Genomic DNA, 21,835 nt, shown 5'->3' on the forward strand with positions numbered 1-21,835 from the left:
CCAGATCGAGGTTGTCGCCACGGAGGAGCGGATCCCCAAGGGGCGCTATCCAAAGGTTATGGAGAGAGTGGGAGACAGTCCGCCGCAGTACGTTCCTTGGGAAGAATTACAGTCTGAATAACCTTACAAGTTCGCCTTCATCCAGGACCAATAGGACGAGAGTGGTTGAACTTTGGCTTCGCGGGTTAGCTGCAAGTCGTTCTCAGCCAGGCACAGGATTCGACCCTCCCCTACAGGAAGTTTGGGAAACAGTGCCTTGAAACGATGGATAGGGTCCGCCATCTGGGGCTTGGGTGTTTTCGTCATTTTCACTTCGCAAGGGTGAAGTTTTAGGTTCTTGCCTTCTATGAGCAAGTCGACCTCTAGATTGTTGTAGGAACGCAGGTAATACAACTTAGGCTGGTAACCCTGGAAGAGCAGCGTTTTGAGAGTTTCCTGCACGCAAAAGTTTTCAAACAAGGCCCCAGCCATGGGACCTTGAAGTATGTGCTCCGCAGTGCTTATGCCGGTCAGGTAACAAACCAACCCACAATCCAGAAAATAGACTTTAGGCGCTTTGGTGATGCGCTTGCCGAAATTTTGGTAATAAGGTTGCAGCAGATAGACGATTCAGCTGGCCTCCAACACCGAAAGCCATTTCTTGACGGTGTTGACACTGACTCCCAAATCACTCGCAAAGGATGAGAGGTTCAAAACCTGGGCTGTGCGGGTAGCCAAGAGCTGCATGAATCGCTGGAATTCGCGTAAGTCTCTAATGTTGTAGATAGAGCGGATGTCCCTCTCCAGGTAAGTTTGAACGTAGGCTCCGTACCAGGTTCGTATGTCGAGTCACGGTTTCAGGCTTGGCTCCGGATAGGAGCCGGTCAAGCATGCATGAACAAAGGCTTCGGTGGGTTGTGCCATTTTCTTGCTGATCCGTTGGATAAGCCCTTTTTCCTCCATGTGAAATGGCAACAGTTCTAGTAATGCGATGCGGCCTGCCAGCGAATCTCCCAGATCTTTGATTAGCGGAAACTGCTGAGACCCAGTGAAAATGTACCGGCCGGTTTGGTTGCGTTTTGCGTCGATCTCCATCTTGACGTAGGGAAGCAATTGGGGAACATATTGGATTTCGTCCAGGATGATCCGTTCCCCGGCAGTTTCGAGAAAGAGTCTGGGATCGGAAAGGGCCTGTTCACGTATTACCGGATCGTCGAAGGTCACATAACGGTAGCGATCGGCAAAAAGCTCCTTAAGCAAGGTGGATTTGCCCGCTTACCTGGGTCCGCTCACAGCCACAGCAGGAAATTGCCCCAGCACCCGCTTGAGCAACGGTTCTATTTGACGATGGATATAAGTCATGACAAGGAGAAGCGTTGCATGGGTAGCGAAAGAGGTCAAGTATTGTGTACAGTCTAAATGCAAATAGTACTTCTGTTACAATGATAGAACTACGCCGGCCGCTGAAACTCAGGGGAGAAGGCAGAAACACCGTCCTGCAAAGGGGTCGATTTTGCCGCGTATTTTGTCTGAGTACATCCGGCGGTCCGCCTGTGCCACAAGCTCTGTGAGCGAGAAAGGCGAGGCGGGTCTATAATGCGCTGCGCCCACGCTGACGGACAGCCTGTAAGGAGGGGTCGTTTGAGTGCGCCAAGCGCTTAGCTTTTGATGGATACGGTCAGTCAATTTGCGCGTTGTCCCTGGCCTGGATTCTAAGCCAAGGCCGATGAATTCGTCTCCGCCGAAACGCGCAAGAATGTCCGATTGGCGGAAAGTGTTCTTGAGGATAACCGATAAGTTTAGAATTGCGCTGTCTCCTTCGCCATGGCCTAAGCGGTCGTTGATTTGTTTCAGGCCGTTTAGGTCCATGAATAGAAGGAACAGATTCTGTTTCAGGCGTTTGGCCACGTTAAGTTGATGTTGGGCGAGTTCTAAGAATCCACGCCGGTTGTAAAGCCGGGTCAGGACGTCTGTCAGCGACAGTTCGTAACGTTTTTCCGAAGCCTTTGCCAGTTTGTTTTCAATGTCCCTGCGTTCAGTGATATCTTCCATAGCCAACAGGATCAAGGGCTCTTCCCCCGGGATTCTTCGGGCATTGAGCAGCATTGTTCTCAGGCCCAATGTCTCGAAAACATGCCTGACTTCGAAATCATGAAACTCAGACTGTTGCGGCAGGATCTCCTCCAACAGCTTTCGCAAATGGGGAACGTTCCATTGCCCGTTTCCCAAATCGAAAAGTAGTTCGCCTGAAGTATTCGACGGGGAAACCTTGAAAAGTTTGTAGAAAGATCTGTTTGCCATCACGACATGCAAGCCTTCGTCAAGGACCAAAAGGGGATCTTTAACCGCATCCACAATGCTTTCCGCCAGAGTAATTTGTCGGATCAAACTTAAAGGCGAAGCCGGCGAAAGCGTTCCAGTGATGGGGAAGATCATAGTTTGTTGGCCCTCAAAATAGATCGTCGTCCGCGGATGAAGTCAGTAATCACCATGACAATCGCGATAAGCAAGAGTACATGAATAAATCCACCTAAGGTGTAGTGGCTCATCAGACCAACCGCCCACAGAATCAGCATCGCTAAAGCAATTGTGTATAACATATGATCTCCTTAAAATGCCTGGTGGCACTGCCGGCTGAAGAAATATCCTCAGCCGGCAATATCAAGTAGTATTAGGTGTTAGACAGTGCGTAGTTTACCTTCATGTTGTTGATCACGTCCATTACGCCGGGGATATCAGCCGTTACTTTGGTAGCTAAGTCCTTTCCGGCGCTGTTGTCGACATCGCCGCTCAATGTGACTATGCCGTTACTTGTCGAGACTCCGGTTTTGAGACCGCTCGTTGAATGGTGAATCAAGAGCGCAGTCTTGACCTGTGCAGTGATGGAAGCGTCATCGATTCTATCGCCTAAGCTGGCGTGGTCCGCGGGTTGCTTAATAGTCATCTCATTACGAACAGCTGTGACACCGCGGATGTCTTTAGCATATTGCCCCGCCAATGCTTTTTGCGCGCTATTATCGGCTTCTCCCCTCAAAGTCACGATGCCTTCCTCCACGAAGACCTGGGTCTTAAGCCCGCTTACATTCCTGTTGAAAAGAAGTGAAGTCTTTATTTGCATGCTCATCCATCCATCGGAATATTCAGGAGGGGACTCGACATGTAACGTCAGTTGGTTGTCCACGCTCTTGACTCCCGGAAGGCTTGCTACGGTTTCCTGGGCCAGGGATTTATGCGCGTATTGATTGACAGTGCCCGTCAAGGTGGCAATGCCATTTTGCGAGCTGACCTTTACTGCGTCGTCTTTGAGATACGTTTTGAACACATAGGATTCGCGGGCTGAGGACTCAATGCGACTATCGGTTTCTGAAGCATACACAGCTCCGGTTGTGCCCGAAAGAACAACCACAACTGCTGCAAGCGCCGGCAAGAATTTATTATTCATGGAACACACCCCTGTTTTGTTCGTGGATTGCCGCTGGTTGCCGTGGCCGTCGCAAGGGCTCCCTTGAGTAGCTGCGGTCCTGTGGCGTATCGTGCACCTTGTGACGATTTGGGAATTGCTGTCTTCCGGTGCTGTAGGAGTATACTAGGCTTGCGGTCCGGAGCTTACTATGGGGTAAAACCCTAGCGAGCCATGCTCTAGACACGGAGCCGGTGGGTGGGGTTATGACCCCATAGAATGGTGGATGAGACTTTCGGATAATAGGGTGATCATGAAGATTACAGTGAGCCAGATAACACGAAAGTATGAAGCGACGCTGCGGAAACTGGAAATCGAAATCAAACGGCGCAAGACTGCAGAGGCAAAACTGAAAGCATACGAAGGCCACGAAAAGCAGCTGATGGTAAAGGCGCGGCAGATGGAAGAAGAGGTGCGGCTCCTGTCTCGTCAAGTGTTACTTGCGCATGAGGAGGAACGGAAGGAGATTAGTCGCGAGTTGCATGATGACATTGCCCAGACTCTGGCGGGTATCAATGTTTACTTGGCTAGTTTGGAGATTGAGCTTACGGGCAATACCCGGGATCTCAAGAAGAAAATTGCGGCTACAAGGCGCCTGGTGGTAGATTCAGTGGACATTGTGCACCGGTTTGCCCGCAAATTGCGCCCGAGACTTCTGGATGACCTTGGGCTTGTTGCGGCCCTTGAGGCGTTTACAAAGGACTTCACGAAGCAGACAAGAATACCGGTTCGGCTTAAGTCTGTTTCCGGTCTCGATCAGATGAACGGCGAGAAGCGAACGGCTCTTTACCGGGTCGCTACGTCGGCGCTCACCAATGTCGCTAAGCACGCGCGAGCCAGCCTGGTGAGCGTGAGTATCACCAAATTGCCTGATTCCGTTCGCATGGTTATAAGAGATAACGGCAAAGGGTTTGATGTCAAAAGAGATTTTAACCGGTCTAAGCGCAAACGTTTAGGGTTGATTGGCATGCGAGAGCGGATACAGATTGTCGGCGGTACTTTTGTCGTTGACTCGGGTCCGGGTAAAGGCACCACGCTTCGAGCTGAGATTCCCTTCGTTGACGGTGCCAAAGGGTAAATGTTGAATCGAATTACCGTCTTATTGGCAGATGACCACACCATTGTCCGGCAAGGACTGCGCAAGCTGCTTGAAATCGAGTCCGACATTGAAGTGATCGGGGAGGCGAAAAACGGCCGTGAAGCGGTATCTTTGGCCAAGACTCTCAGTCCCGATGTGGTGTTACTGGATATCGCGATGCCGCTACTAAATGGGCTGGAAGCTCTCCGACAGATTCATAAAGCCGTTCCGGCCAGTAAGGTTCTCATTCTCTCCGCGCATCGTGATGATGCGTATATCGATCAGGTGATGGCCCTGGGAGGATCAGGATATCTAATCAAGCAGACTTCGGCACAGATGTTGTCTATGGCAATCCGGAAAGTCAAAGAGGGCCTGACCTTTGTCAGTCCTGAGGTGGAAAAACGCCTCCGAGCCATGAATCAGACGGTAATTAATAAAAAAGGACGGATTAAAAAGAAACAGTGCCGATTGAGCGAACGCGAGGCAGAAGTTCTTCAATTAGTTGCGGAAGGTAAGGCGAATAAACAAATAGCCGCCGAACTCAGTATCAGCATCAAGACAGTTGAAAAACATCGCCAACATCTTATGGAAAAGTTAAATATTCACGACACCGCGGGGCTTACCCGCTACGCTGTTGAGACGGGAGCCATCGAAAGCGGCGCCCGGCCCCCCATCCGGTAACCGCCGGCTTCGAATGGGGTAAACACCCCATCGCGGCGGTCTGCCCTATTTTCTATGATCAATACATCAGTATAAACATCACAATCAGGAGCGCTTTCGCGCCGGTTGAGCCCAAAAATGGCACAAGGTACTTGGTGGAAACCTTCTGGCTAACGCATGGCTGCGTTTTCTATCTAAAAGAAGTTTGTGACAGGGAGTTAAACTCATGCGAATGCTAGCGGGGGTATGGATTGAACATCCGGCATGATGGAAACGGTGTAATGGCACCCCTTCTTATAGCGGGTCTGTCCCTTGTTCCCGGAGCCGGGCATCTGGCCGCCGGCAGGCGATCTAAAGCCGCGGCGCTTTTTGTTATTGATATCGGCATTGTGTGTTCGTTGGTATTTCTAAAATCGACGGCGGCGTATATCCTGGCGGGCTTTGTTTACTTAATGGCCATGGTTCCCGCTGTTGTCGAAACCTATCAGCTTGCGCAAGGGAAAGCGGCCGGGTTCGGCGAATCAAAACTTTATATTTGCGTTTTGTTGCTTTCGACAGGGTTTGCCGCTCTCCCTCTTTTATGGCGGAGTTTACATTTTTCCAAGCAAGATAAAATTGTATGGTCAATCGCGGTCTCTGTCTTGGCTATTCTCTATTTCTCTTTTCTCGGCGTCTATGGGATGAGGTTACTAAATTATGATAACAATGTTCTTCCGTAGAAACTCAGGGCTCTTATCAAATTCGCTGAAAAGCCTTTTGATCCGGCATGTTGCCCGCGTTGAAGGGTTTCTCGATCCTATATTGGTTCTAGCCAACCTCAGGCGGTTTGCCCAACCCTCCGAACTCATGGCCCCCAAAGAACTCCTTCGAGCAGGCGCTATTATGCAGGCTCGCGGGTTAATCAACAGCCAGGCTATTCAGCATAATATGGATTGGGTTTGGCCGTATTGGGTTGAGCGCCAGTTTGATCCGGGTGATGAATCGTTTATGCCGCGTGCATTTAATCTGACTCACCTGAATCTTACCCATAGAAACTGGACGGCAGTGGGAGTCCCCGATCACACGGAACTGGCGATTGTGGATCCCAGAGGTTTAGTCACTCCCTTTTATGACGGATGGTCTATCGACGCTTGGATGATGAACGGACAGGGAGTCCATCTGATCCCTTCGCGGGTTCATTCCGCGCGTCAAGAATGGCGGTTGCACGAAAATCCTCAAGTAATAACTAGGATTGAAAATAAGGATATGCGGCTTTGTTCCAGCGTTGATGCTTATGAACAATCAGGGATAGTGATGTGCCGGATCAAAGTGACGGCTCTTTCAAAGTCAGGCGGGTGGTTGGCAGTCTCGCTTCGTCCTTGCAATCCGGAAGGCATCAGCTTTGTGAATAAGATCTCTTTGCTGGAAAACAACCTTGGGTGGAAAGTGAACGGACACGCATTTGTTCATTTTGACACGGCAGCCGAAAGAACACAGTTTTCTGATTATTGGAAAGGAGATGTGTTCGGGCAGTTTCCTTCTCTGTTATCGTCGGATGCGGAGGGGGTGGTGTGTGCCGTAGGGATGGCTACGGCCGCGGCGCTTTTTAAGCTTGAGCCGGATATCGTCCGCGAAATTACGGTCTCCATCCCGATCGCAAAGAATGCTGTGGTGAAGCCGTCGGGCGAATCGGGTGTGTCCGTTGCCTTGTGGGATGAAAAGGTGAAGGGGTTATGCAAAGCGGATCTGCCCGATAAACACTTTCAATTTCTTTATGACGCGGCGATCCGGTCCCTCATATTGCATTCACCTCAGCAAGACATTTACCCTGGGCCTTATACGTATAAGCGATTTTGGTTCCGGGACGCGGCCTTTATATTGGACGCCATGCTTTGTGTGGGGCTCAGCGAGCGGGTTGAGAATATACTCGACCGCTATCCCGCGCGGCAAACCTCAGCCGGCTATTATTTGTCGCAAGACGGAGAATGGGATTCCAACGGGGAAGCTTTATGGTCCATACGCCGTTTTTGTGAATCAACAGGAAAGAAACCGGATCCGAAATGGAAACAAACCGTTTATCGGGCTGCAAAGTGGATCCAAAATAAAAGGGAATTCAAGAAGGGGGGAAATTCCTATGGTTTGCTCCCTGTGGGATTCAGCGCCGAGCATCTGGGACCTAACGATTATTATTACTGGGATGATTTCTGGGGGGTCGCAGGGCTTCAGGCAAGCGCTTTCCTTGCGGAGCAATTCGGCGACCGTGCGCTCGCCGTCCGGTTTACGCGCCAGGCAGAGGACTTTCTATCGTGCATAGAAACAAGTCTGAAAACGGTCTCCGGCAGAACAAAAGGGGACGCAATGCCTGCGTCTCCCTATCGGAGGATGGATGCGGGAGCCATTGGATCGCTTGTAGCGGGCTATCCTCTTCAATTGTTCCCCGGGCAAGATCCCAGGCTTCTCAACACCGCCGGGTTTCTGCTCCGAAAATGTTTTGTTCAAGGCGGCTTTTATCAAGAGATCAGCCATTCCGGAATTAATGTCTATTTAACGCTGCATATCGCCCAAGTGTACTTGCGTGCCGGTGACCCGCGATACTTTGATTTAATGAATTCCATTGCCACTTTGGCATCTCCCACGGGCCAGTGGCCGGAAGCAGTTCATCCCAGGACCAAAGGCGGATGCATGGGCGATGGCCAGCACATTTGGGCGGCGGCTGAATGGATCCTGATGATCCGGAATTGTTTTGTGCGCGAAGAGGAAGGGAAGGTTATTTTGTGCTCGGGCATTGCAACTTCGTGGAGAACGGAGGGCGCGGAGGCGACATTTGGGCCCACTTTCACCAGCTTTGGCTCCATTATAGTCTCAATAGGGACAAAGGGCGGGGAAACTGAAATTCGCTGGTCAGGAGACTGGCGCAAGGATAACGATCCTGTGATTGAAATCCGGTTGCCGGGCCTTGATCCGGCTCAAGCAAAAGCGGGGCAAACCTCGTTGGTAATTCCGGGAGGAAAACCATGAATATATTAATGATGACCAATACCTATTTGCCACTCGTGGGAGGCCTGGAACGATCGATTGAATCCTTTGTGAAGGAATATCGTAAACGCGGCCATCGGGCCGTGATCGTGGCTCCGGAATTTGAGAACCGCCCAGAGAATGAACTGGACGTAATTCGAGTGCCTGCGCTTCAAAAGGTTAGCGGATCAAAATATTCGGTAAAGCTTCCTATTGAAGGGCATTTATCCGATGTGTTGAGCGGGTTTAAGCCGGATATCATTCATGCGCATCATCCATTTTTAATGGGGGATACAGCGCTCCGGTTGGCCTATGAACACAAAGTGCCCTTGGTTTTTACGCATCATTCGCTTTATGAGAAAAACGTAGGCCATTCGGAAATGGTCCAAAGATTTGTGACTGAGATTGCCACGGGGTACGCGAATTGCTGCTCGCATGTCATTGCGCCGAGTAAAAGCGTAGCGGAATTGATTAAAGCGCGAGGCGTTGAAACGCCGGTCACGGTGATTTCGACAGGTCTTGATCTAAGTCAATATAAAGGGACGGACGGCAACTTTAGAGAACAAGCAAAGCTACCCAAAGAGGCCTTTGTGATTGGCTATGTAGGAAGGCTTGCGCCGGAGAAAAACCTGCTGTTTCTTAACCGCGCGGTTGCTTCGTTTCTAATTAGTGAAAAGAAATCGGTGTTTTTGGTGGTAGGAAGCGGCCCGTCAAAGGAAGACCTCTTAAACTATTTTAAGGAGAGAAAGTTGGAAGGCCGATTATTCCTTGTGGGTGAGCTTAAAGGGAAGCGTTTGATCGAGGCGTTTCAATCGATAGATGTATTCGCGTTTTCATCGCATAGCGAAACTCAGGGCATGGTATTGAACGAAGCGATGGCGGCCGGTGTTCCCGTGGTGGGTCTTGATGCGCCGGGTGTCCGGGATATTGTCAAAGACAAGATTAACGGACGTCTTGTGCCGGACGAATGCGAGCAGGATTTCGCGGACGCTTTGAGCTGGATTTACCGCCAATCCGCCGCCGGAAGAAGAAAATTGAAGGCGGAAGCAAGAACAACTGCGGAACGTTACTCAATGCCGGTGTGTGTGGACAAGGTTCTCCGGCTTTACGAAAGTCTGAGGTCTCCGGACGGCGTCCCGAAAAAATTTGAAGAAAAGAGCATACTGTCATTCATGCAGCGGGGCGAAGCGGAATGGGATCTTCTTTGTAATGTTACGAGAGCGACGATAGATGCATTTACTCCAAAAGGCACAGAGCTTCCGGAAGAGGCTCTGGTAAATAATTAAAGGGAAGAAATGATCTCTAGAATTGGATCCAGGATTAGAAAATTGAGAAATGTATTCAGCCGGTCATATTGGGCGGTCCGGTTGTTTCGTTTGTCCAAATCAGAAGCCGCTTCCACCTCTTCCGGGTTGATATTGATTCAAATTGACGGCCTTTCCATGAAACAATGGCGGAGGGGGCTTCGCGAAAATAACATGCCCTTTGTTCAAACTCTTATTGAAGAGCAAAAGTATAAGGAGTACGTGCATTATTCCGGATTGCCGTCCAATACGCCCGCGGTCCAGGGTGAAATATTTTATGGCGTTAAAGGATGTGTTCCCGCGTTTAATTTTGTGGATAAGCAGAGTGGCGAAACGTATGTGATGTATGATCCAAAATGCGCTCGGGAAATAGAATCCCGCATAAGTAACGGCGCGGAACCTCTTCTAAAAGGGGGGAGCTCTTATTCAAATATATTTAAAGGTGGCGCCGCAGAATCCCACTATTGTGCGTCCGGAGGCGAATGGAGCCAAATCTTTCAGGTATTCAAACCAAGTACGTGGCTGCTCATAGGCATATTTCATCTCAATATATTCATACGAACGGTTGTGTTGCTGCATATTGAATGTTGCGTCGGAGTTTATGATTTTGTACGGGGAATGATTACTGGGAAGAAAATCATCGAAGAGGTCCAGTTTATATTTATGAGGGCCTTAATATGCGTGTTGCTTAGAGAGCTTGTGGTGATCGGCGCAAAAATTGATATCGCGCGCGGGTTGCCGGTCATTCACTTAAACCTTCTTGGATACGACGAACAAGCCCACAGGCGGGGCCCTTCTTCGAAGTTCGCGCATTGGTCATTGAGGGGAGTTGATGATGCCGTATCCCGCGTGTGGAAAGAGGCCAGGCGGGCGGAACGCCGGGATTATGATATTTGGATTTATTCGGATCACGGACAAGAAGATGCAATCCCGTACACTGTGATGAACGGGCGCCCGGTTGAAGAGGCGATCGCGACGATATTTGGGGAGCTTGCGGAAGTGAGAACCGTGAACAATAAAGGTCATTTCTCTCATGCCAAGCATGTTGAACATACAAGCGCAAAAGTTATCGCTGTTGGGATGGGGCCGCTTGTTCATATTTATCCGGCAAAGGAATTGACCGGCGAAGAAAAAGAACGTGTTATTGTCGAGCTGCTGACGGCGGCCCAAGTCCCTGTAGTATTGATTCCGAAAGAGGCCGGGCAAGTGGAGGCGCGGACTCTCAATGGGAAATCCATGCTTCCCCTGGAGGCGAATGAAATTCTGGGAGACGATCATCCATTTCTGAAGGAAGCCGCCAATGACCTTGTGGCTTTGTGCCATCATCCCAGCGCTGGAGACATTATTATTTCAGGCTGGTGTCAAGGCAAGAAACTGGTCAGTTTTGCTTCGGAGAATGGCTGTCACGCGGGCTATGGGCCGGAAGAGACGAGAGCGTTTGCTCTGCTGCCTCCGGATGCGCCTTTGAGCCTAAAGGGACGGGCCTATTTACGTCCGCTTGATATCCGAGAAGCAGCGTTCCGGCACATGCGGTGTGCCCCGATAGAAGCCGAGGCGCCGGGGTTGTTAAACCGAGAAGTACGCATACTAACTTATAACGTTCACGGGTGCGTGGGACTTGACGGAAAAACGTCGCCGGACCGGATCGCGCGGGTCATTGCGCGACAGGGCGTGGATGTCGCCGCTTTGCAGGAAATCGATGTGGGAAGAAATCGATCTGGAAAGATAGACCAAGCACAAATCATCGCGCGTAAGTTAGGAATGCAGGTATATTTTCAGCCCTCGTATTCATTGGAAGAGGGTAAATATGGAAACGCCATCTTAAGCCGGTACCCCTTAAAGATGATTCGAATGGCCGCGCTTCCCAGGCTCAGAGCTCGAAAGATGTTCGAACCGAGAGGCGCGATATGGGTAGAAATCGATGTGAGCGGTTTCAAACTTAATGTAATCACAAGCCATTTAAGTTTATGGCCTGCCGAACGCTTGCTTCAAGCCGAAGCCTTACTTGGACCTGATTGGTCCGGCAGTGTGTCTTGCAGCGGGCCGTCGGTTTTATGCGGGGATTTTAATGCGAACCCGGGCTCGATGACCTACAAACGCATCGGCGGCAAGCTTCGTGACGCGCAGTTGATTGTTGAATCCCATAAACAAAAGAGCACCTGGTTGGCAAGCCATCCCTTCAGCAGGATTGATCATGTTTTTGTTACACCGGACATAAAAGTGATGAAAATCGTGGTTCCCGCTACGGAGTTGGACCGGATTGCTTCCGATCACCTCCCTCTTGCCGTAGACTTGAAAGTCGAATAGCATCGACCGGAATACCCCCCGCAACGTCCCCAGAATTAAGCCTTTAGGGAATCAAAACAACTTAATGTCAACAGGTTAAGGAAAAGGCCGTCCCTGGGGTAAACACCCCATCGTAGTGGTGTGGCTTTCTTCCTATGATGAATTCATGGGAATGGATTTGAGAGCAGGCAAGCTCCGTGAATAACAGATTGTTGCGGGGTAAACAAGGAGAACGAGTGATGTTGGAACGTAAATTGTTTATGGCCGGAGTGCTGGGCATTTGGTTGTGCGGAGCGGTTGTACCCGTTTCGGTTTTAGCTGCGACACCGGCCGTGCCTGGGGTTCAAAAAGCGGATGGCGAAATTGTCTGGTTGGATCTTCAACTCGGCAGGCTTCGATTGGCCGAGGACCGGACGCGAGGCCCGCAAGCCACAGTGGAGTACAGAATCACCGAACACGAGACCCAGGTGACGGACCGGGCGGATAAGCAGTTTCTTTCCATCGCGGATTTAAGAGCCGGGCAAGAGATCTATCTGGAATCCAGAGTCAGCGGAGCGGAACAGCTCGCGACCAAAATTACCGTTGAGCCCATGTCGGCGCCTTTGTTTCAGCAAGCCGAGGGCACGATCAAGTCGGCAAACGCCAATCAGGGCACATTTGTTCTTCTGGAAAACGCAAGCCCCACATCCATGGCTTTGGAGTCCTCGTTTAGTTTTGATGCCGAAGACATCGTCGCCATGGAAAGCCCCAGTCTACAGCCGGTCCGGTTGGAAATAAGGCCGGGTGATCTTGTGAAGGTGGACTACGTCGTAAACAGTGGCCAAAGAATCGCGCGTTCGATGATGCGCTATTCGGCTTGGCCGGCGCCGACAACGACCACCACCACGACGACAAGCACAACAACGACGAGTCAATAATGATGAAGAAAATGACGAAAATGCTGCAGGTTGTGATCTGTTTTTCCTTAATCGTTCAGTTGTCGGGTTGCGGGACGCTCTTGCATCCGGAGCGCAGAGGTCAGAACAGCGGGAGGCTTGACGCGGGTATTGTTGCTTTGGATGGGATTGGGTTGTTGTTTTTTCTTGTTCCGGGCCTTATCGCGTTTGCCGTGGATTTTACTACCGGGGCGATATATTTGCCGGGGACCGGATCCAGATTATCGGACCAAAAAAATCTAAAAGTAGCAAGGTTTGACCCAAAAAACGCAAGTATCGCAAGTATCGAAGAGATCCTCCGCGAGGAAACAGGGCATAGCGTGAAGCTATTCCAGGAGGACACGAGAGTGACCCGGTTAGAATCTCTCAGTGAAATGAAAATGCAATTTGCGGATGTTTTGCCGATTAAAAGCAACAACCCGCATCGCGCTGAATATGCAATTAATGATAGCGGCGGCACTTGGAAGAAGGCGGAATAGTCCTCTGGGAAAAGCATGGGGAGATTAAGGGGCCGCTGTATAAGGCTGCCGGAGAAGAGAAGTGTGCTGGCGCATGGGGATCGTGCGCTCAGCAAGGTCGAAAATGGAAGAGTCAGAAGGAGTCGAAAATGGAAAACTTAGTATGGTTTCTTTTGATTGGATTGCTCGTCGGTTGGCTGGCGGGAGTCATTATGAAGGGGCACGGGTTCGGGCTATTCGGCAATATTGGGGTCGGTGTGGTCGGTGCTTTGTTGGGCGGGTGGCTGGCCGGCGCAACGGGCCTGGTGTCCTATAGCGCGCTTGGAGGTTTTGTGACGGCGCTTATCGGAGCTGTGGTCTTAGTGGGTGTTATCGGGCTTCTCCAACGGGCGTGATTCACAAGGGGGCGCGCGAAAAATCTGCGGGAATGTGGAAACCGGTTGAAGCTGGTAATGCCCGGGACGTCTAAAACAAGGTGTCTTCGATGAACGACAAAAACAGAGAAAACAGCGTCGTCGGTGTAATAGTCTTAACGGCGATAGGTTTAATGTTGATGGGCTGGTGGGCGGCAACAAATACTTGGGCCGGGACATCCGGAGAAATCGACGCAGGTGTGGATGCCGCGCTTGAGCGTTTCTACGCCGAGGTGGGGGAAGGAAACAAGCTTATTCAGGAAGCAAAAGGTGTGCTTGTCTTTCCCAATGTCTACAAGGTTGGGTTCGGGTTTGGTGGTGAATACGGCGAAGGCGCGCTGAGGATCAACGGCGCGACCGTAGATTACTACAGCACCGCTGCGGGGTCTTTTGGGTTCCAAATCGGAGCGCAAAAAAAGACCGTCATACTTGCGTTTATGCAGGAAGAAGTGTTAAGCCGCCTTCGTACGAGCTCCAACTGGAAGGCAGGAGCAGACGCATCTATCGCCGTGGTGAGCATCGGTGCCGGCGGGTCCTTAGATACAGCAAAGCTTAACGAACCCATTCTTGCTTTTGTCATCGGGCGTCAGGGTCTTATGTATAACCTGACACTTGAAGGCACGAAGTTTACGAAATTGAGCAAATGACCAAACTCGAGGCAGACTACAAAGAAGGCAACAATTAGCTGGCACGATAACAAAAAGAACGATCAGGAGGTGTGGGATGAAACCAATGGTTCTTTTAGGAGCAATACTGATTGCAATCGGTATTATCGCCTTCGTTTATGAGGGCATTACGTACACGAAAAGAGGAAAGCCTGTCGATCTCGGCATTATGGAAGTGTCGACTAAAACAAGCAAACGGATTCCTCTATCACCGATCGTTGGAGTGGTTGCGCTGATCGGCGGAATCGCGTTGTTGACTATAAAAACGTGAAACGCCTGACATTGAACAGGCCGGTGAGTGTCGGCAAGGAAAGAACCGTGGAGAATGAATCATGAAGAAATATCGCAAGCAAGATCCGTCACAGTATGTATGGGCGGACATGCAGTCTGAGGATCCTGTCCTGGATCGAGAAGAACTCGAACTGTTTGAAGCGGCCATGAAACATAACTATGAGTTTCGCGAGCTCGGAGGAAAGGGGTTTGGTGACGTGCCCAGCTTCTTTTCAATACAACCCGAAGCATCGGGAAGCGGGAAGTCTGGTTTGTATGGCAACCGAAGAAATTGAGTTCAGAGGCAGTCTCGGAATGACTCAGCAGAGCGGAAAAATACGGGGGAATAATGACAACGGTGAAAAAGGATCTATTAACAATTCTCAATCAGGCGAATGAGTGGGAGCATGCGGCGAGCATGAAATATTTCTCGCGCGCCGAGATAATCACGGAGACGCTCATTGAAATTGAAGGAACGCACGGATTCAAAGGAGGAAAGGACATAGAGAAAGTAGATCTAAGAAATGAAACAGAGGCAATCGCCTTTTATAGAATGATTCGCAACAAAAGCAGGTTATACGGGGCGCAGTTTCATCGCGTGCTTCAGAGGCTTGAGGAGGAAATCAAAAACGTTGTGCAGGACGAACAGGCGCATGCGCAACAACTATTAGAAGTCATCGGACGGTTGGAAGAGAGAGTGGAAATGGAAAGACGGACCACCCGAAGCCCTCGAGCGTCTAATGCGTGACCCTCTGGGGGAGGGAACCCTGGGGCAAAAGGTTGCGGAAAGCGTTAGACGCCATTAGCTGAGAGTCGAGTTGACAGGTATTAGTGAGAAGTCTTAGTATATAGCGAAATAGCTATATAAAGTAGAGGGCTTCCGTTGAATAATACATTGTCCATACTCAAGGCATTGTCAGATCGCAACAGGCTGCGGATATTTAAGCTTCTGGAAAGGCGGAAAATGTGCGTGTGCGAGCTGGCCTTTGTGTTGGGAATCAAACAGCCCAGCGTTTCCCGCCACCTGAAAAAGATGAAAGACGCGGGGATCGTTGACAGTGAACAAGATGGGTTGTGGACCCAATATTTTCTGAGTAAGAAGCGAAATGTCGTTTCTACATCGTTCGTCCGGGACTTAAGTGCATGTCTTGATGGTGAAGCTCTGATCAGAAAAGATGCCAAGATGGCCCATAGGGCTGATCGCCAGGATCTATATACAGCCGGGTAGATCTTTTTTTGTCTTGTTATATAGCTGACTGGCTATGTGTAAAACAAAGGGACATAGAAATGAAAGAACAGCACAAAGTCCTTCTGATGGTGGCGGCATTTTTGGCGTGTTTCTACCTGCCTGTTGAGCTGTTGCCTTTCCGGAACCCTGTGTTCGAGGCGCTGGCCCTGGTGAGATGGTATGCGCGGGAGCATGTGTTATTGTGCCTGGTCCCGGCCTTTTTTATTGCAGGCGCTATTTCTGTTTTTGTGAGCCAGGCTGCGGTAATGAAATACTTCGGTGCCGGGGCGCACAAGGCATTGGCCTACGGAGTCGCGTCCGTTTCCGGCACTATCTTGGCTGTGTGCTCCTGCACGGTTTTGCCCATTTTTAGCGGTATCTACAAACGGGGCGCAGGGCTTGGGCCGGCCACGGCCTTTCTGTACTCGGGTCCTGCCATCAATGTGTTGGCCATCATTCTGACAGCGCGCGTGTTGGGCTGGCAGTTGGGTGTGGCAAGAGCTGTTGGCGCGGTGTTGTTCAGCGTTGTGGTCGGGCTATTGATGCACTTGATATTTCTTCGGGAAGAGCGCCAAAGAAATCAAACCGGGCCGATTCACATAGCCGAAGAGGACACACAAAGACCTCTTTGGAAAAATGCTGTTTATTTTATGGTGATGGTGTGCATTTTGGTTTTTGCCAATTGGGGAAGGCCTCAGGAGGGGGACATTGGTTTATGGGCGTTGATTTACCAGTGGCGTTGGCTCATCACGGGATTTTTGGCTGCGGGACTGGCGCTGATGTTACAAAGGTGGTTTGTTCGGAGCGAACTGCGGGAGTGGACTGGGGCAAGTTGGGGCTTTGCAAAGCAGATTATGCCGCTTCTGTTGATAGGTGTGGCAGTTGCGGGGTTGTTGCTGGGACGGCCCGGTGAGCAGGGCCTCATCCCCCCGGAATTTGTCGAAAAGCTGGTCGGGGGCAATTCACTGTTCGCTAATTTCTTTGCATCGGTTGTTGGGGCGTTCATGTACTTTGCGACTTTAACGGAAATCCCTATTTTGGAAGGACTTCTGGGCGCCGGCATGGGAAAAGGACCTGCGCTGGCGCTCTTGCTGGCCGGGCCAGCCTTGAGCTTGCCGAATATGCTGGTGATCCGCAGTGTGATCGGCACAAAGAAAACGATTGTGTATGTGTGTCTGGTTGTCGTTATGGCGACCGTAACGGGCATTTGGTTCGGCATGATGGTGAGCTAGAAAAGGAGGGTCGAAAGATGAAAATCGAAGTGCTCGGTATGGGCTGCGCGAAGTGTAAACAGCTTTACAACAATGTTCAGCAGGCGGTTGCTGAGGTAGGCGTGCAGGCCGAGGTCGTCAAGGTCGAAGATATGGATAGGATTACCGGGTATGGTGTGCTGGCGACTCCTGCCCTGGTGGTGGATGGTCAGGTAAAGGTTTCAGGGAAGGTCAGTTCGAGCGACGAGATTAAATCATGGCTGGTATAAGTAACCGGCTGTCAATACGAATGATGGTTTGCAGCGTGGCAATTCTTGCAGTTGTTTGCGCGGCGGCATTGTATCTCCCCAAAATTTCCTTCTCCCAGGATGAACACCCTGCAACCGGTCAGGTTATTGTGTACTACTTCTACGGTCAGGCCCGATGTGCTTCCTGCCTCAAGATCGAGAAGTTCACGAAGAATACTCTGGGCTCGCAGTTTGAACGGGAGCTGGATTCTGGACGGGTGGTCTTTGCTCCAATGAATGTGGATGAACCGCAAAACCGGCATTTTGTAGAGGATTACCAGCTTTACACAAAATCGGTTGTGCTTTCGCTTGTGAAGGGTGGTGAGGAAGTGCGCTATGCCAACTTGGAGAAGGTGTGGCAGCTTTTGCGAAGCGAAGAGCGGTTCGGCGCTTACGTGGCTGAGGAACTGAACAAGATGTTGAAGGAGCTTTCTTGATCGAAATGGCCGGGATGATGGCCACGGCGCTGTGGTTGGGCATCATGACTTCGATTAGTCCGTGCCCGTTGGCTACGAATATTGCTGCGGTGTCCTTTCTGTCGAAGCAGGTGCTCCATGTCCGTCAAGTCGTGTTTGCAGGCTGTGCTTATACAGCCGGACGCATGCTTGCTTACATGCTCTTGGGCGTACTGATTATCACCTCGTTATTGAGTGTTCCCTCCACAGCCCAGTTTCTGCAGAGGTATATGAGCCGGGCATTGGGGCCGGTTTTGTTGTTGGTGGGACTGGTTTTGTTCGGTGTGCTTCGCCTGCGCTTGCCAGGGTTTTCCGTGTCGGTTGAAAAACAACAGATGTTGGCCCGGTCAGGAGGCGTTGGAGCCTTTTCTTTGGGGTTTTTATTTGCGCTCTCATTTTGTCCGATTTCTGCGGCGCTTTTCTTTGGCAGCCTGATTCCGCTTGCATTACAAAGCCAGGTTGGGGTGAGTTTGCCGCTGGTTTACGGTTTAGGGACAGCATTGCCTGTGTTGGTTTTTGCGCTGGCTGTTGCTCTTGGAGTTAGTTCGTTGAGCGGTTGGTTTCAAAAAATCAGCGTGGCAGAGGCGTGGATGAGGAAACTGACCGGACTGATTTTCTTTCTTGTGGGCATCTACTACACGCTTACCTATACAATTCCCCTCTAGGTTTGGCTGGCTTGATGTGTATTTGGAAACCAGTGCTGTGTCCGTGTGCAGAAACGTACCAGCATCAACATCACAGGCACTTCAATCAATACGCCCACCACGGTAGCCAAAGCTGCCCCTGAGGAAAGTCCAAAGAGCATGGTTGATGTGGCGATCGCCACTTCAAAGTGATTTGAGGCACCGATCATGGCGGCGGGGGCGGCGTCCGGATACGGGAGCCTCAAAAGCCGTGCAGCCCAATAACCCAACCCGAAAATGGCTACCGCCTGGATGAACAGGGGAACGGCAATCCACAAAATGGTAAAGGGATTGGCAAGAATGACCTCGCCTTTAAAAGAGAAAAGTAAAACCAAAGTTACCAACAAGGCACAGATGGTCACCGGTGTCAGGAAATGAAGGAATTTATCCTTAAACCAGGCTTCTCCCTTGTGGGCAATGATCCAGGTGCGGGAGAAGTAACCCGCCACCAGGGGCAAAGCCACATAAATGCTGATGGAGAGAAGTAATGCCTGCCAGGGCACGGGCAAGCGCCCTACGCCCAAAAGGAATCCTCCCAATAATCCGTAGAGCAAAAGCATGGTGAGCGAATTAATCGCCACCATCACAAGTGTTAGGCCGTCATTGCCGCGCGCCAGGTATCCCCAAACCAAGACCATTGCCGTGCAAGGCGCAACACCCAACAAGATGCAACCGGCAAGGTAGCTGCGCCACAAGGGGACTTGCAGCATCTTAATACCTTCGTGAAGGACGACGATGCCGGAACCATGTTCCGCTCCTACCGGCAAATCCAAACCGAAGGGCATCTTGACCAAATCCACGGCTTCGGCCCCGATCAAGCCCTTGAAGAGCACCCCCAAAAAGAGCGTGGCAATGGCGTACATCGTAAAAGGCTTAATGGCCCAGTTAATGAACAGAGTGAGGAATACAGGTTTCCCGCTGCGTCCCGCTTTAATGACTTCTCCGAAATCAATCTTGACCATAATCGGGTACATCATAAAAAAGAGGCAGATTGCAATGGGGATCGAGACGACCGGGGCTCCATTGACGTACAGAGCCATTGCATCCAATGTCTTGGCAAATCCGGGCGCCAGCTTTCCAAGCAAGATACCCCCCACAATGCAGAGCGCAACCCACAAGGTGAGGTATTTTTCAAAGGGGTTTGTCATGTGCCGGGTTTCGGTATGAGGGGATGGGGGCAAGGTCATGATTCTAATCCTTCGGGTAGTGATTCAATAAATGCTCTGATTTCATCGCGGACTTTACGGTAACAATCCAACTTCTCTTCATTGGTTGTAGCGTTCTCGGCCAATCTTGGAGGATCATCAAAACCCGTATGCACGATTTTGGCCTTGCCGGGGAACCGGGGGCAGTTTTCATTGGCATGGCCACACACAGTGACGACGTAATCAAAGGGAATATCCATCAAATCTCGAACATTCTTGGATTGATGGCTCGAAATATCTACTCCTGCCTCCTCCATTACCTTGACCGCATTGGGATTCAGGCCGTGTGTTTCGATACCGGCTGAATAGGGTTCGATCAGATTGCCTTTGAGACGTTTGGCCCAGCCCTCGGCCATCTGGCTTCGGCAGGAATTGCCGGTGCAGAGGAAGAGTATCTTAAATTTGGGCTCAGACATTGATCAGGCTCCTTTTAATCTGGGTAAGCGGATAAAATAGGGCAAAAAATCAAACTCGGCTGCCAATCCGGCCAAGTTTCCTCATATCGGCTTTCAACTGGCGAATCTCCGCCAGGCAATCAGAAACACAGTCAACGAGGCGGCTATGGAGCCCGGATGAGGGCTCTGCCAGCCGGTAGAAATTCCAAGTCCCTTCCTCCCGCAGTTCCACCAGCCCGGCTTGCCTGAGATAGGCCATATGTCGCGAGATGCGCGACTGAGGTATCTCCAAAACTTCTATGAGGCGGCACACGCAAAGCTCCCCCTCCCTCAGCAGGTTGAGTATGCGGAGCCGGGTTGGGTCGGCAAAAGCCTTGAACAGTTGGTTTGAGCTGTCGAGTGATGGTTGCATCTACTTCATCCGTTTAGGCGGATTATACTAGATGGCGGCATGAAAATGAAGCAGTTGCTAAACTCGTCTAATACGGGAACGATAGAACTATGAAAAGAGTTTGCGAGCTGGCATTTGGGAGCAGTCCCAGAGTTCACAGGGAAGGCTCAAGAGGCGGGCTCTTGGCGTTTCTGCGGTACGACTATAAGAAAATCCTGGCCAGGACTCGATACCTGTATATTGACCGGAATTTTGACGCGACTCAGGGGGAATTACAGGGAGGGGATTTGGAGTTTGGCTTTTTCGAGCCGATCTTACTTTGCTTCCCGAACCTTGAGTTCTTGGGGCGTTTGCGGTTTTCAAGCGAGGTTGCCTGGTCGCCGGAGCACCCCAAGACCAGGGAGATTCTCGGCAAGTCTCTGGAAAGCATGGGCAGGCGGCTATGCGGAACACGCCCAAAGCCTGGTGAATTGGCATCGCCATGCTCTTTCCCACGAATTACGGCCAGATGGCGAATGGACATACGACCTAAACACAGGCGAGAAGTATGGATTCCCGGTAAAGCCGTTTGTGGGTTCTTAGCGGGTTCCACTTTTTTGTCGGGGTTGGCAATACAACATAAATGTTGTATACTTAAACTATTACCACGGTAATACTAAGCATGCTGAAGGAGTTTTTAACTGGTTCTAGTTAAATGATATACAAAATCATCTTTTTCGTGGATACCAAGGGAGCCTGCCCCGTTGAGGAGTATATGGAAAAGCTTTCCGCCCCTCAGCAGGACAAAGTATTTGCCTATCTCAGACGATTGCAGGAGGTGGGGCCTCAGCTCAAGCGGCCTGCGGGCGATTATCTGGGAGGCAAGATCAAGCTCTACGAGTTGAGGCCAGGCAGACACCGGATTCTGTACTACTTCCACGGAAAGAACATCGTTCTCCTTCACGCCTTCTTGAAGAAGACGGATGAAATCCCGAAGAAGGACATCGAGTTGGCTTTATTCAGAAAAGACATTTGCGAGGTGCAGTTCAAGCACGGGCGCATTGAAACGGGAGATTAAGAGGGATCAATCAGTACCCAGAAGAAAAGAGGTGGGTTATGGCCAAAATAGCGAAATCAAAATTTAAGACCTTAGACCAGGTTATGCAGAAACAGGTCAAAGGCGATCCTGAGCGGGAACTGAATATTCAGGTCGAGCAGGTGAAGATTGCGGTGGCCGAGCAGCTTGTGGAAATCCGGGAAAAGACCGGCTTGACCCAGAAGCAGTTGGCCCAGAAAATGGGCGTTTCCCAGCAGCTTATCAGCCGGATTGAGAGCGGTTCGGACAATCTTACTCTGGAAACCTTGGTGCGCTTCCTCAGTGTGCTGGGCGTGGTAATGAAGGTTGAAGTTGACAAGAAGAAAGGCCGAGAACAGGTTCTTCAATTCGTATAGTTTACGCGAAAGCCAAGACTTTCCCAAAATGCGGGTTCGCAGTTAAA

The 21,835-nt window shown here is 50.7% G+C and carries 28 protein-coding genes; 20 read left to right on the forward strand and 8 right to left on the reverse strand.

Annotated elements, in window-relative coordinates; translation table 11 throughout:
- Positions 1-123 precede the first annotated feature (123 nt).
- The 5 genes from JW937_00425 to JW937_00445 form a co-directional block, all read right to left on the reverse strand.
- A complete protein-coding gene (locus JW937_00425) occupies positions 124-609 on the reverse strand; it encodes a DUF4143 domain-containing protein (GenBank protein MBN1585875.1) in 486 nt (161 codons plus the stop codon).
- Between the two features lie 219 nt (positions 610-828).
- The gene (locus JW937_00430) at positions 829-1,239 is read right to left on the reverse strand and encodes an AAA family ATPase (GenBank protein ID MBN1585876.1); all 411 of its coding nucleotides are present in this window, start codon (positions 1,237-1,239) and stop codon (positions 829-831) included.
- Between the two features lie 210 nt (positions 1,240-1,449).
- Positions 1,450-2,367 carry a diguanylate cyclase gene (locus JW937_00435; protein ID MBN1585877.1) on the reverse strand — a complete coding sequence of 306 codons (918 nt, stop codon included), beginning with the start codon at positions 2,365-2,367 and terminating at the stop codon, positions 1,450-1,452.
- Positions 2,368-2,411: 44 nt separating this feature from the next.
- Positions 2,412-2,579, reverse strand: coding sequence for a lmo0937 family membrane protein (locus JW937_00440; protein MBN1585878.1), 168 nt, complete (start codon positions 2,577-2,579; stop codon positions 2,412-2,414).
- A gap of 71 nt (positions 2,580-2,650) precedes the next feature.
- Positions 2,651-3,421 carry a BON domain-containing protein gene (locus JW937_00445; GenBank protein ID MBN1585879.1) on the reverse strand — a complete coding sequence of 257 codons (771 nt, stop codon included), beginning with the start codon at positions 3,419-3,421 and terminating at the stop codon, positions 2,651-2,653.
- 244 nt (positions 3,422-3,665) lie between these two features.
- Between JW937_00445 and JW937_00450 the strand changes: the two genes are divergently transcribed.
- The 18 genes from JW937_00450 to JW937_00535 all read left to right on the forward strand — a co-directional run bounded on the left by JW937_00450 (position 3,666) and on the right by JW937_00535 (position 18,348).
- Positions 3,666-4,517: a sensor histidine kinase gene (locus JW937_00450; protein ID MBN1585880.1), complete on the forward strand. Its 852-nt coding sequence runs from the start codon at positions 3,666-3,668 to the stop codon at positions 4,515-4,517.
- Positions 4,518-4,520: 3 nt separating this feature from the next.
- Positions 4,521-5,198: a response regulator transcription factor gene (locus JW937_00455; GenBank protein MBN1585881.1), complete on the forward strand. Its 678-nt coding sequence runs from the start codon at positions 4,521-4,523 to the stop codon at positions 5,196-5,198.
- 260 nt (positions 5,199-5,458) lie between these two features.
- On the forward strand, positions 5,459-5,896 hold the full coding sequence (locus JW937_00460; GenBank protein MBN1585882.1) for a hypothetical protein: 438 nt from the start codon (positions 5,459-5,461) through the stop codon (positions 5,894-5,896).
- Positions 5,883-8,174, forward strand: coding sequence for a hypothetical protein (locus JW937_00465; protein MBN1585883.1), 2,292 nt, complete (start codon positions 5,883-5,885; stop codon positions 8,172-8,174). The genes JW937_00460 and JW937_00465 overlap by 14 nt, the downstream gene beginning before the upstream one ends.
- Entirely contained in the window at positions 8,171-9,457 is a 1,287-nt protein-coding gene (locus JW937_00470) for a glycosyltransferase (protein ID MBN1585884.1), read from the forward strand. The genes JW937_00465 and JW937_00470 overlap by 4 nt, the downstream gene beginning before the upstream one ends.
- 90 nt (positions 9,458-9,547) lie before the next feature.
- Complete coding sequence (locus JW937_00475) at positions 9,548-11,782, forward strand: endonuclease/exonuclease/phosphatase family protein (GenBank protein MBN1585885.1); 2,235 nt, start codon at positions 9,548-9,550, stop codon at positions 11,780-11,782.
- Between the two features lie 218 nt (positions 11,783-12,000).
- Positions 12,001-12,678: a hypothetical protein gene (locus JW937_00480; GenBank protein ID MBN1585886.1), complete on the forward strand. Its 678-nt coding sequence runs from the start codon at positions 12,001-12,003 to the stop codon at positions 12,676-12,678.
- Positions 12,618-13,175 carry a hypothetical protein gene (locus JW937_00485; protein MBN1585887.1) on the forward strand — a complete coding sequence of 186 codons (558 nt, stop codon included), beginning with the start codon at positions 12,618-12,620 and terminating at the stop codon, positions 13,173-13,175. The genes JW937_00480 and JW937_00485 overlap by 61 nt, the downstream gene beginning before the upstream one ends.
- A gap of 128 nt (positions 13,176-13,303) precedes the next feature.
- Positions 13,304-13,549 carry a GlsB/YeaQ/YmgE family stress response membrane protein gene (locus JW937_00490; GenBank protein MBN1585888.1) on the forward strand — a complete coding sequence of 82 codons (246 nt, stop codon included), beginning with the start codon at positions 13,304-13,306 and terminating at the stop codon, positions 13,547-13,549.
- 89 nt (positions 13,550-13,638) lie between these two features.
- Entirely contained in the window at positions 13,639-14,214 is a 576-nt protein-coding gene (locus JW937_00495; protein MBN1585889.1) for a hypothetical protein, read from the forward strand.
- Positions 14,215-14,290: 76 nt separating this feature from the next.
- Positions 14,291-14,503: a DUF3185 domain-containing protein gene (locus JW937_00500; GenBank protein ID MBN1585890.1), complete on the forward strand. Its 213-nt coding sequence runs from the start codon at positions 14,291-14,293 to the stop codon at positions 14,501-14,503.
- Between the two features lie 61 nt (positions 14,504-14,564).
- Complete coding sequence (locus JW937_00505) at positions 14,565-14,798, forward strand: hypothetical protein (protein MBN1585891.1); 234 nt, start codon at positions 14,565-14,567, stop codon at positions 14,796-14,798.
- A gap of 62 nt (positions 14,799-14,860) precedes the next feature.
- The gene (locus JW937_00510) at positions 14,861-15,250 is read left to right on the forward strand and encodes a hypothetical protein (protein ID MBN1585892.1); all 390 of its coding nucleotides are present in this window, start codon (positions 14,861-14,863) and stop codon (positions 15,248-15,250) included.
- A gap of 147 nt (positions 15,251-15,397) precedes the next feature.
- On the forward strand, positions 15,398-15,730 hold the full coding sequence (locus tag JW937_00515; protein MBN1585893.1) for a winged helix-turn-helix transcriptional regulator: 333 nt from the start codon (positions 15,398-15,400) through the stop codon (positions 15,728-15,730).
- A 59-nt stretch (positions 15,731-15,789) separates the two neighbouring features.
- Positions 15,790-16,962: a permease gene (locus JW937_00520; GenBank protein ID MBN1585894.1), complete on the forward strand. Its 1,173-nt coding sequence runs from the start codon at positions 15,790-15,792 to the stop codon at positions 16,960-16,962.
- 17 nt (positions 16,963-16,979) lie between these two features.
- Positions 16,980-17,210, forward strand: a complete 231-nt coding sequence (locus JW937_00525) for a TM0996/MTH895 family glutaredoxin-like protein (GenBank protein ID MBN1585895.1) — start codon at positions 16,980-16,982, stop codon at positions 17,208-17,210.
- Positions 17,198-17,665, forward strand: a complete 468-nt coding sequence (locus tag JW937_00530; GenBank protein MBN1585896.1) for a hypothetical protein — start codon at positions 17,198-17,200, stop codon at positions 17,663-17,665. The genes JW937_00525 and JW937_00530 overlap by 13 nt, the downstream gene beginning before the upstream one ends.
- A complete protein-coding gene (locus tag JW937_00535) occupies positions 17,662-18,348 on the forward strand; it encodes a sulfite exporter TauE/SafE family protein (GenBank protein MBN1585897.1) in 687 nt (228 codons plus the stop codon). The genes JW937_00530 and JW937_00535 overlap by 4 nt, the downstream gene beginning before the upstream one ends.
- On the opposite strand, the gene arsB is transcribed toward JW937_00535, so the two are convergent.
- From arsB to JW937_00550, 3 genes are read right to left on the reverse strand one after another with little or no spacing between them, the layout of a single operon-like run.
- Positions 18,345-19,553, reverse strand: a complete 1,209-nt coding sequence (gene arsB, locus JW937_00540) for an ACR3 family arsenite efflux transporter (protein ID MBN1585898.1) — start codon at positions 19,551-19,553, stop codon at positions 18,345-18,347. The genes JW937_00535 and arsB overlap by 4 nt on opposite strands.
- The gene (locus tag JW937_00545) at positions 19,550-19,987 is read right to left on the reverse strand and encodes an arsenate reductase ArsC (GenBank protein MBN1585899.1); all 438 of its coding nucleotides are present in this window, start codon (positions 19,985-19,987) and stop codon (positions 19,550-19,552) included. The genes arsB and JW937_00545 overlap by 4 nt, the downstream gene beginning before the upstream one ends.
- A 49-nt stretch (positions 19,988-20,036) precedes the next feature.
- The gene (locus JW937_00550) at positions 20,037-20,378 is read right to left on the reverse strand and encodes a winged helix-turn-helix transcriptional regulator (GenBank protein ID MBN1585900.1); all 342 of its coding nucleotides are present in this window, start codon (positions 20,376-20,378) and stop codon (positions 20,037-20,039) included.
- Positions 20,379-21,051: 673 nt separating this feature from the next.
- Here JW937_00550 and JW937_00555 point away from each other — a divergent pair.
- Both JW937_00555 and JW937_00560 read left to right on the forward strand, forming a co-directional pair.
- Positions 21,052-21,414: a type II toxin-antitoxin system RelE/ParE family toxin gene (locus JW937_00555; GenBank protein MBN1585901.1), complete on the forward strand. Its 363-nt coding sequence runs from the start codon at positions 21,052-21,054 to the stop codon at positions 21,412-21,414.
- Between the two features lie 38 nt (positions 21,415-21,452).
- Entirely contained in the window at positions 21,453-21,788 is a 336-nt protein-coding gene (locus JW937_00560) for a helix-turn-helix transcriptional regulator (protein ID MBN1585902.1), read from the forward strand.
- Positions 21,789-21,835 lie beyond the last annotated feature (47 nt).

The sequence above is a fragment of the Candidatus Omnitrophota bacterium genome (assembly GCA_016929445.1).
In the GTDB taxonomy this organism is placed as follows: domain Bacteria; phylum Omnitrophota; class Gorgyraeia; order JAFGIU01; family JAFGIU01; genus JAFGIU01.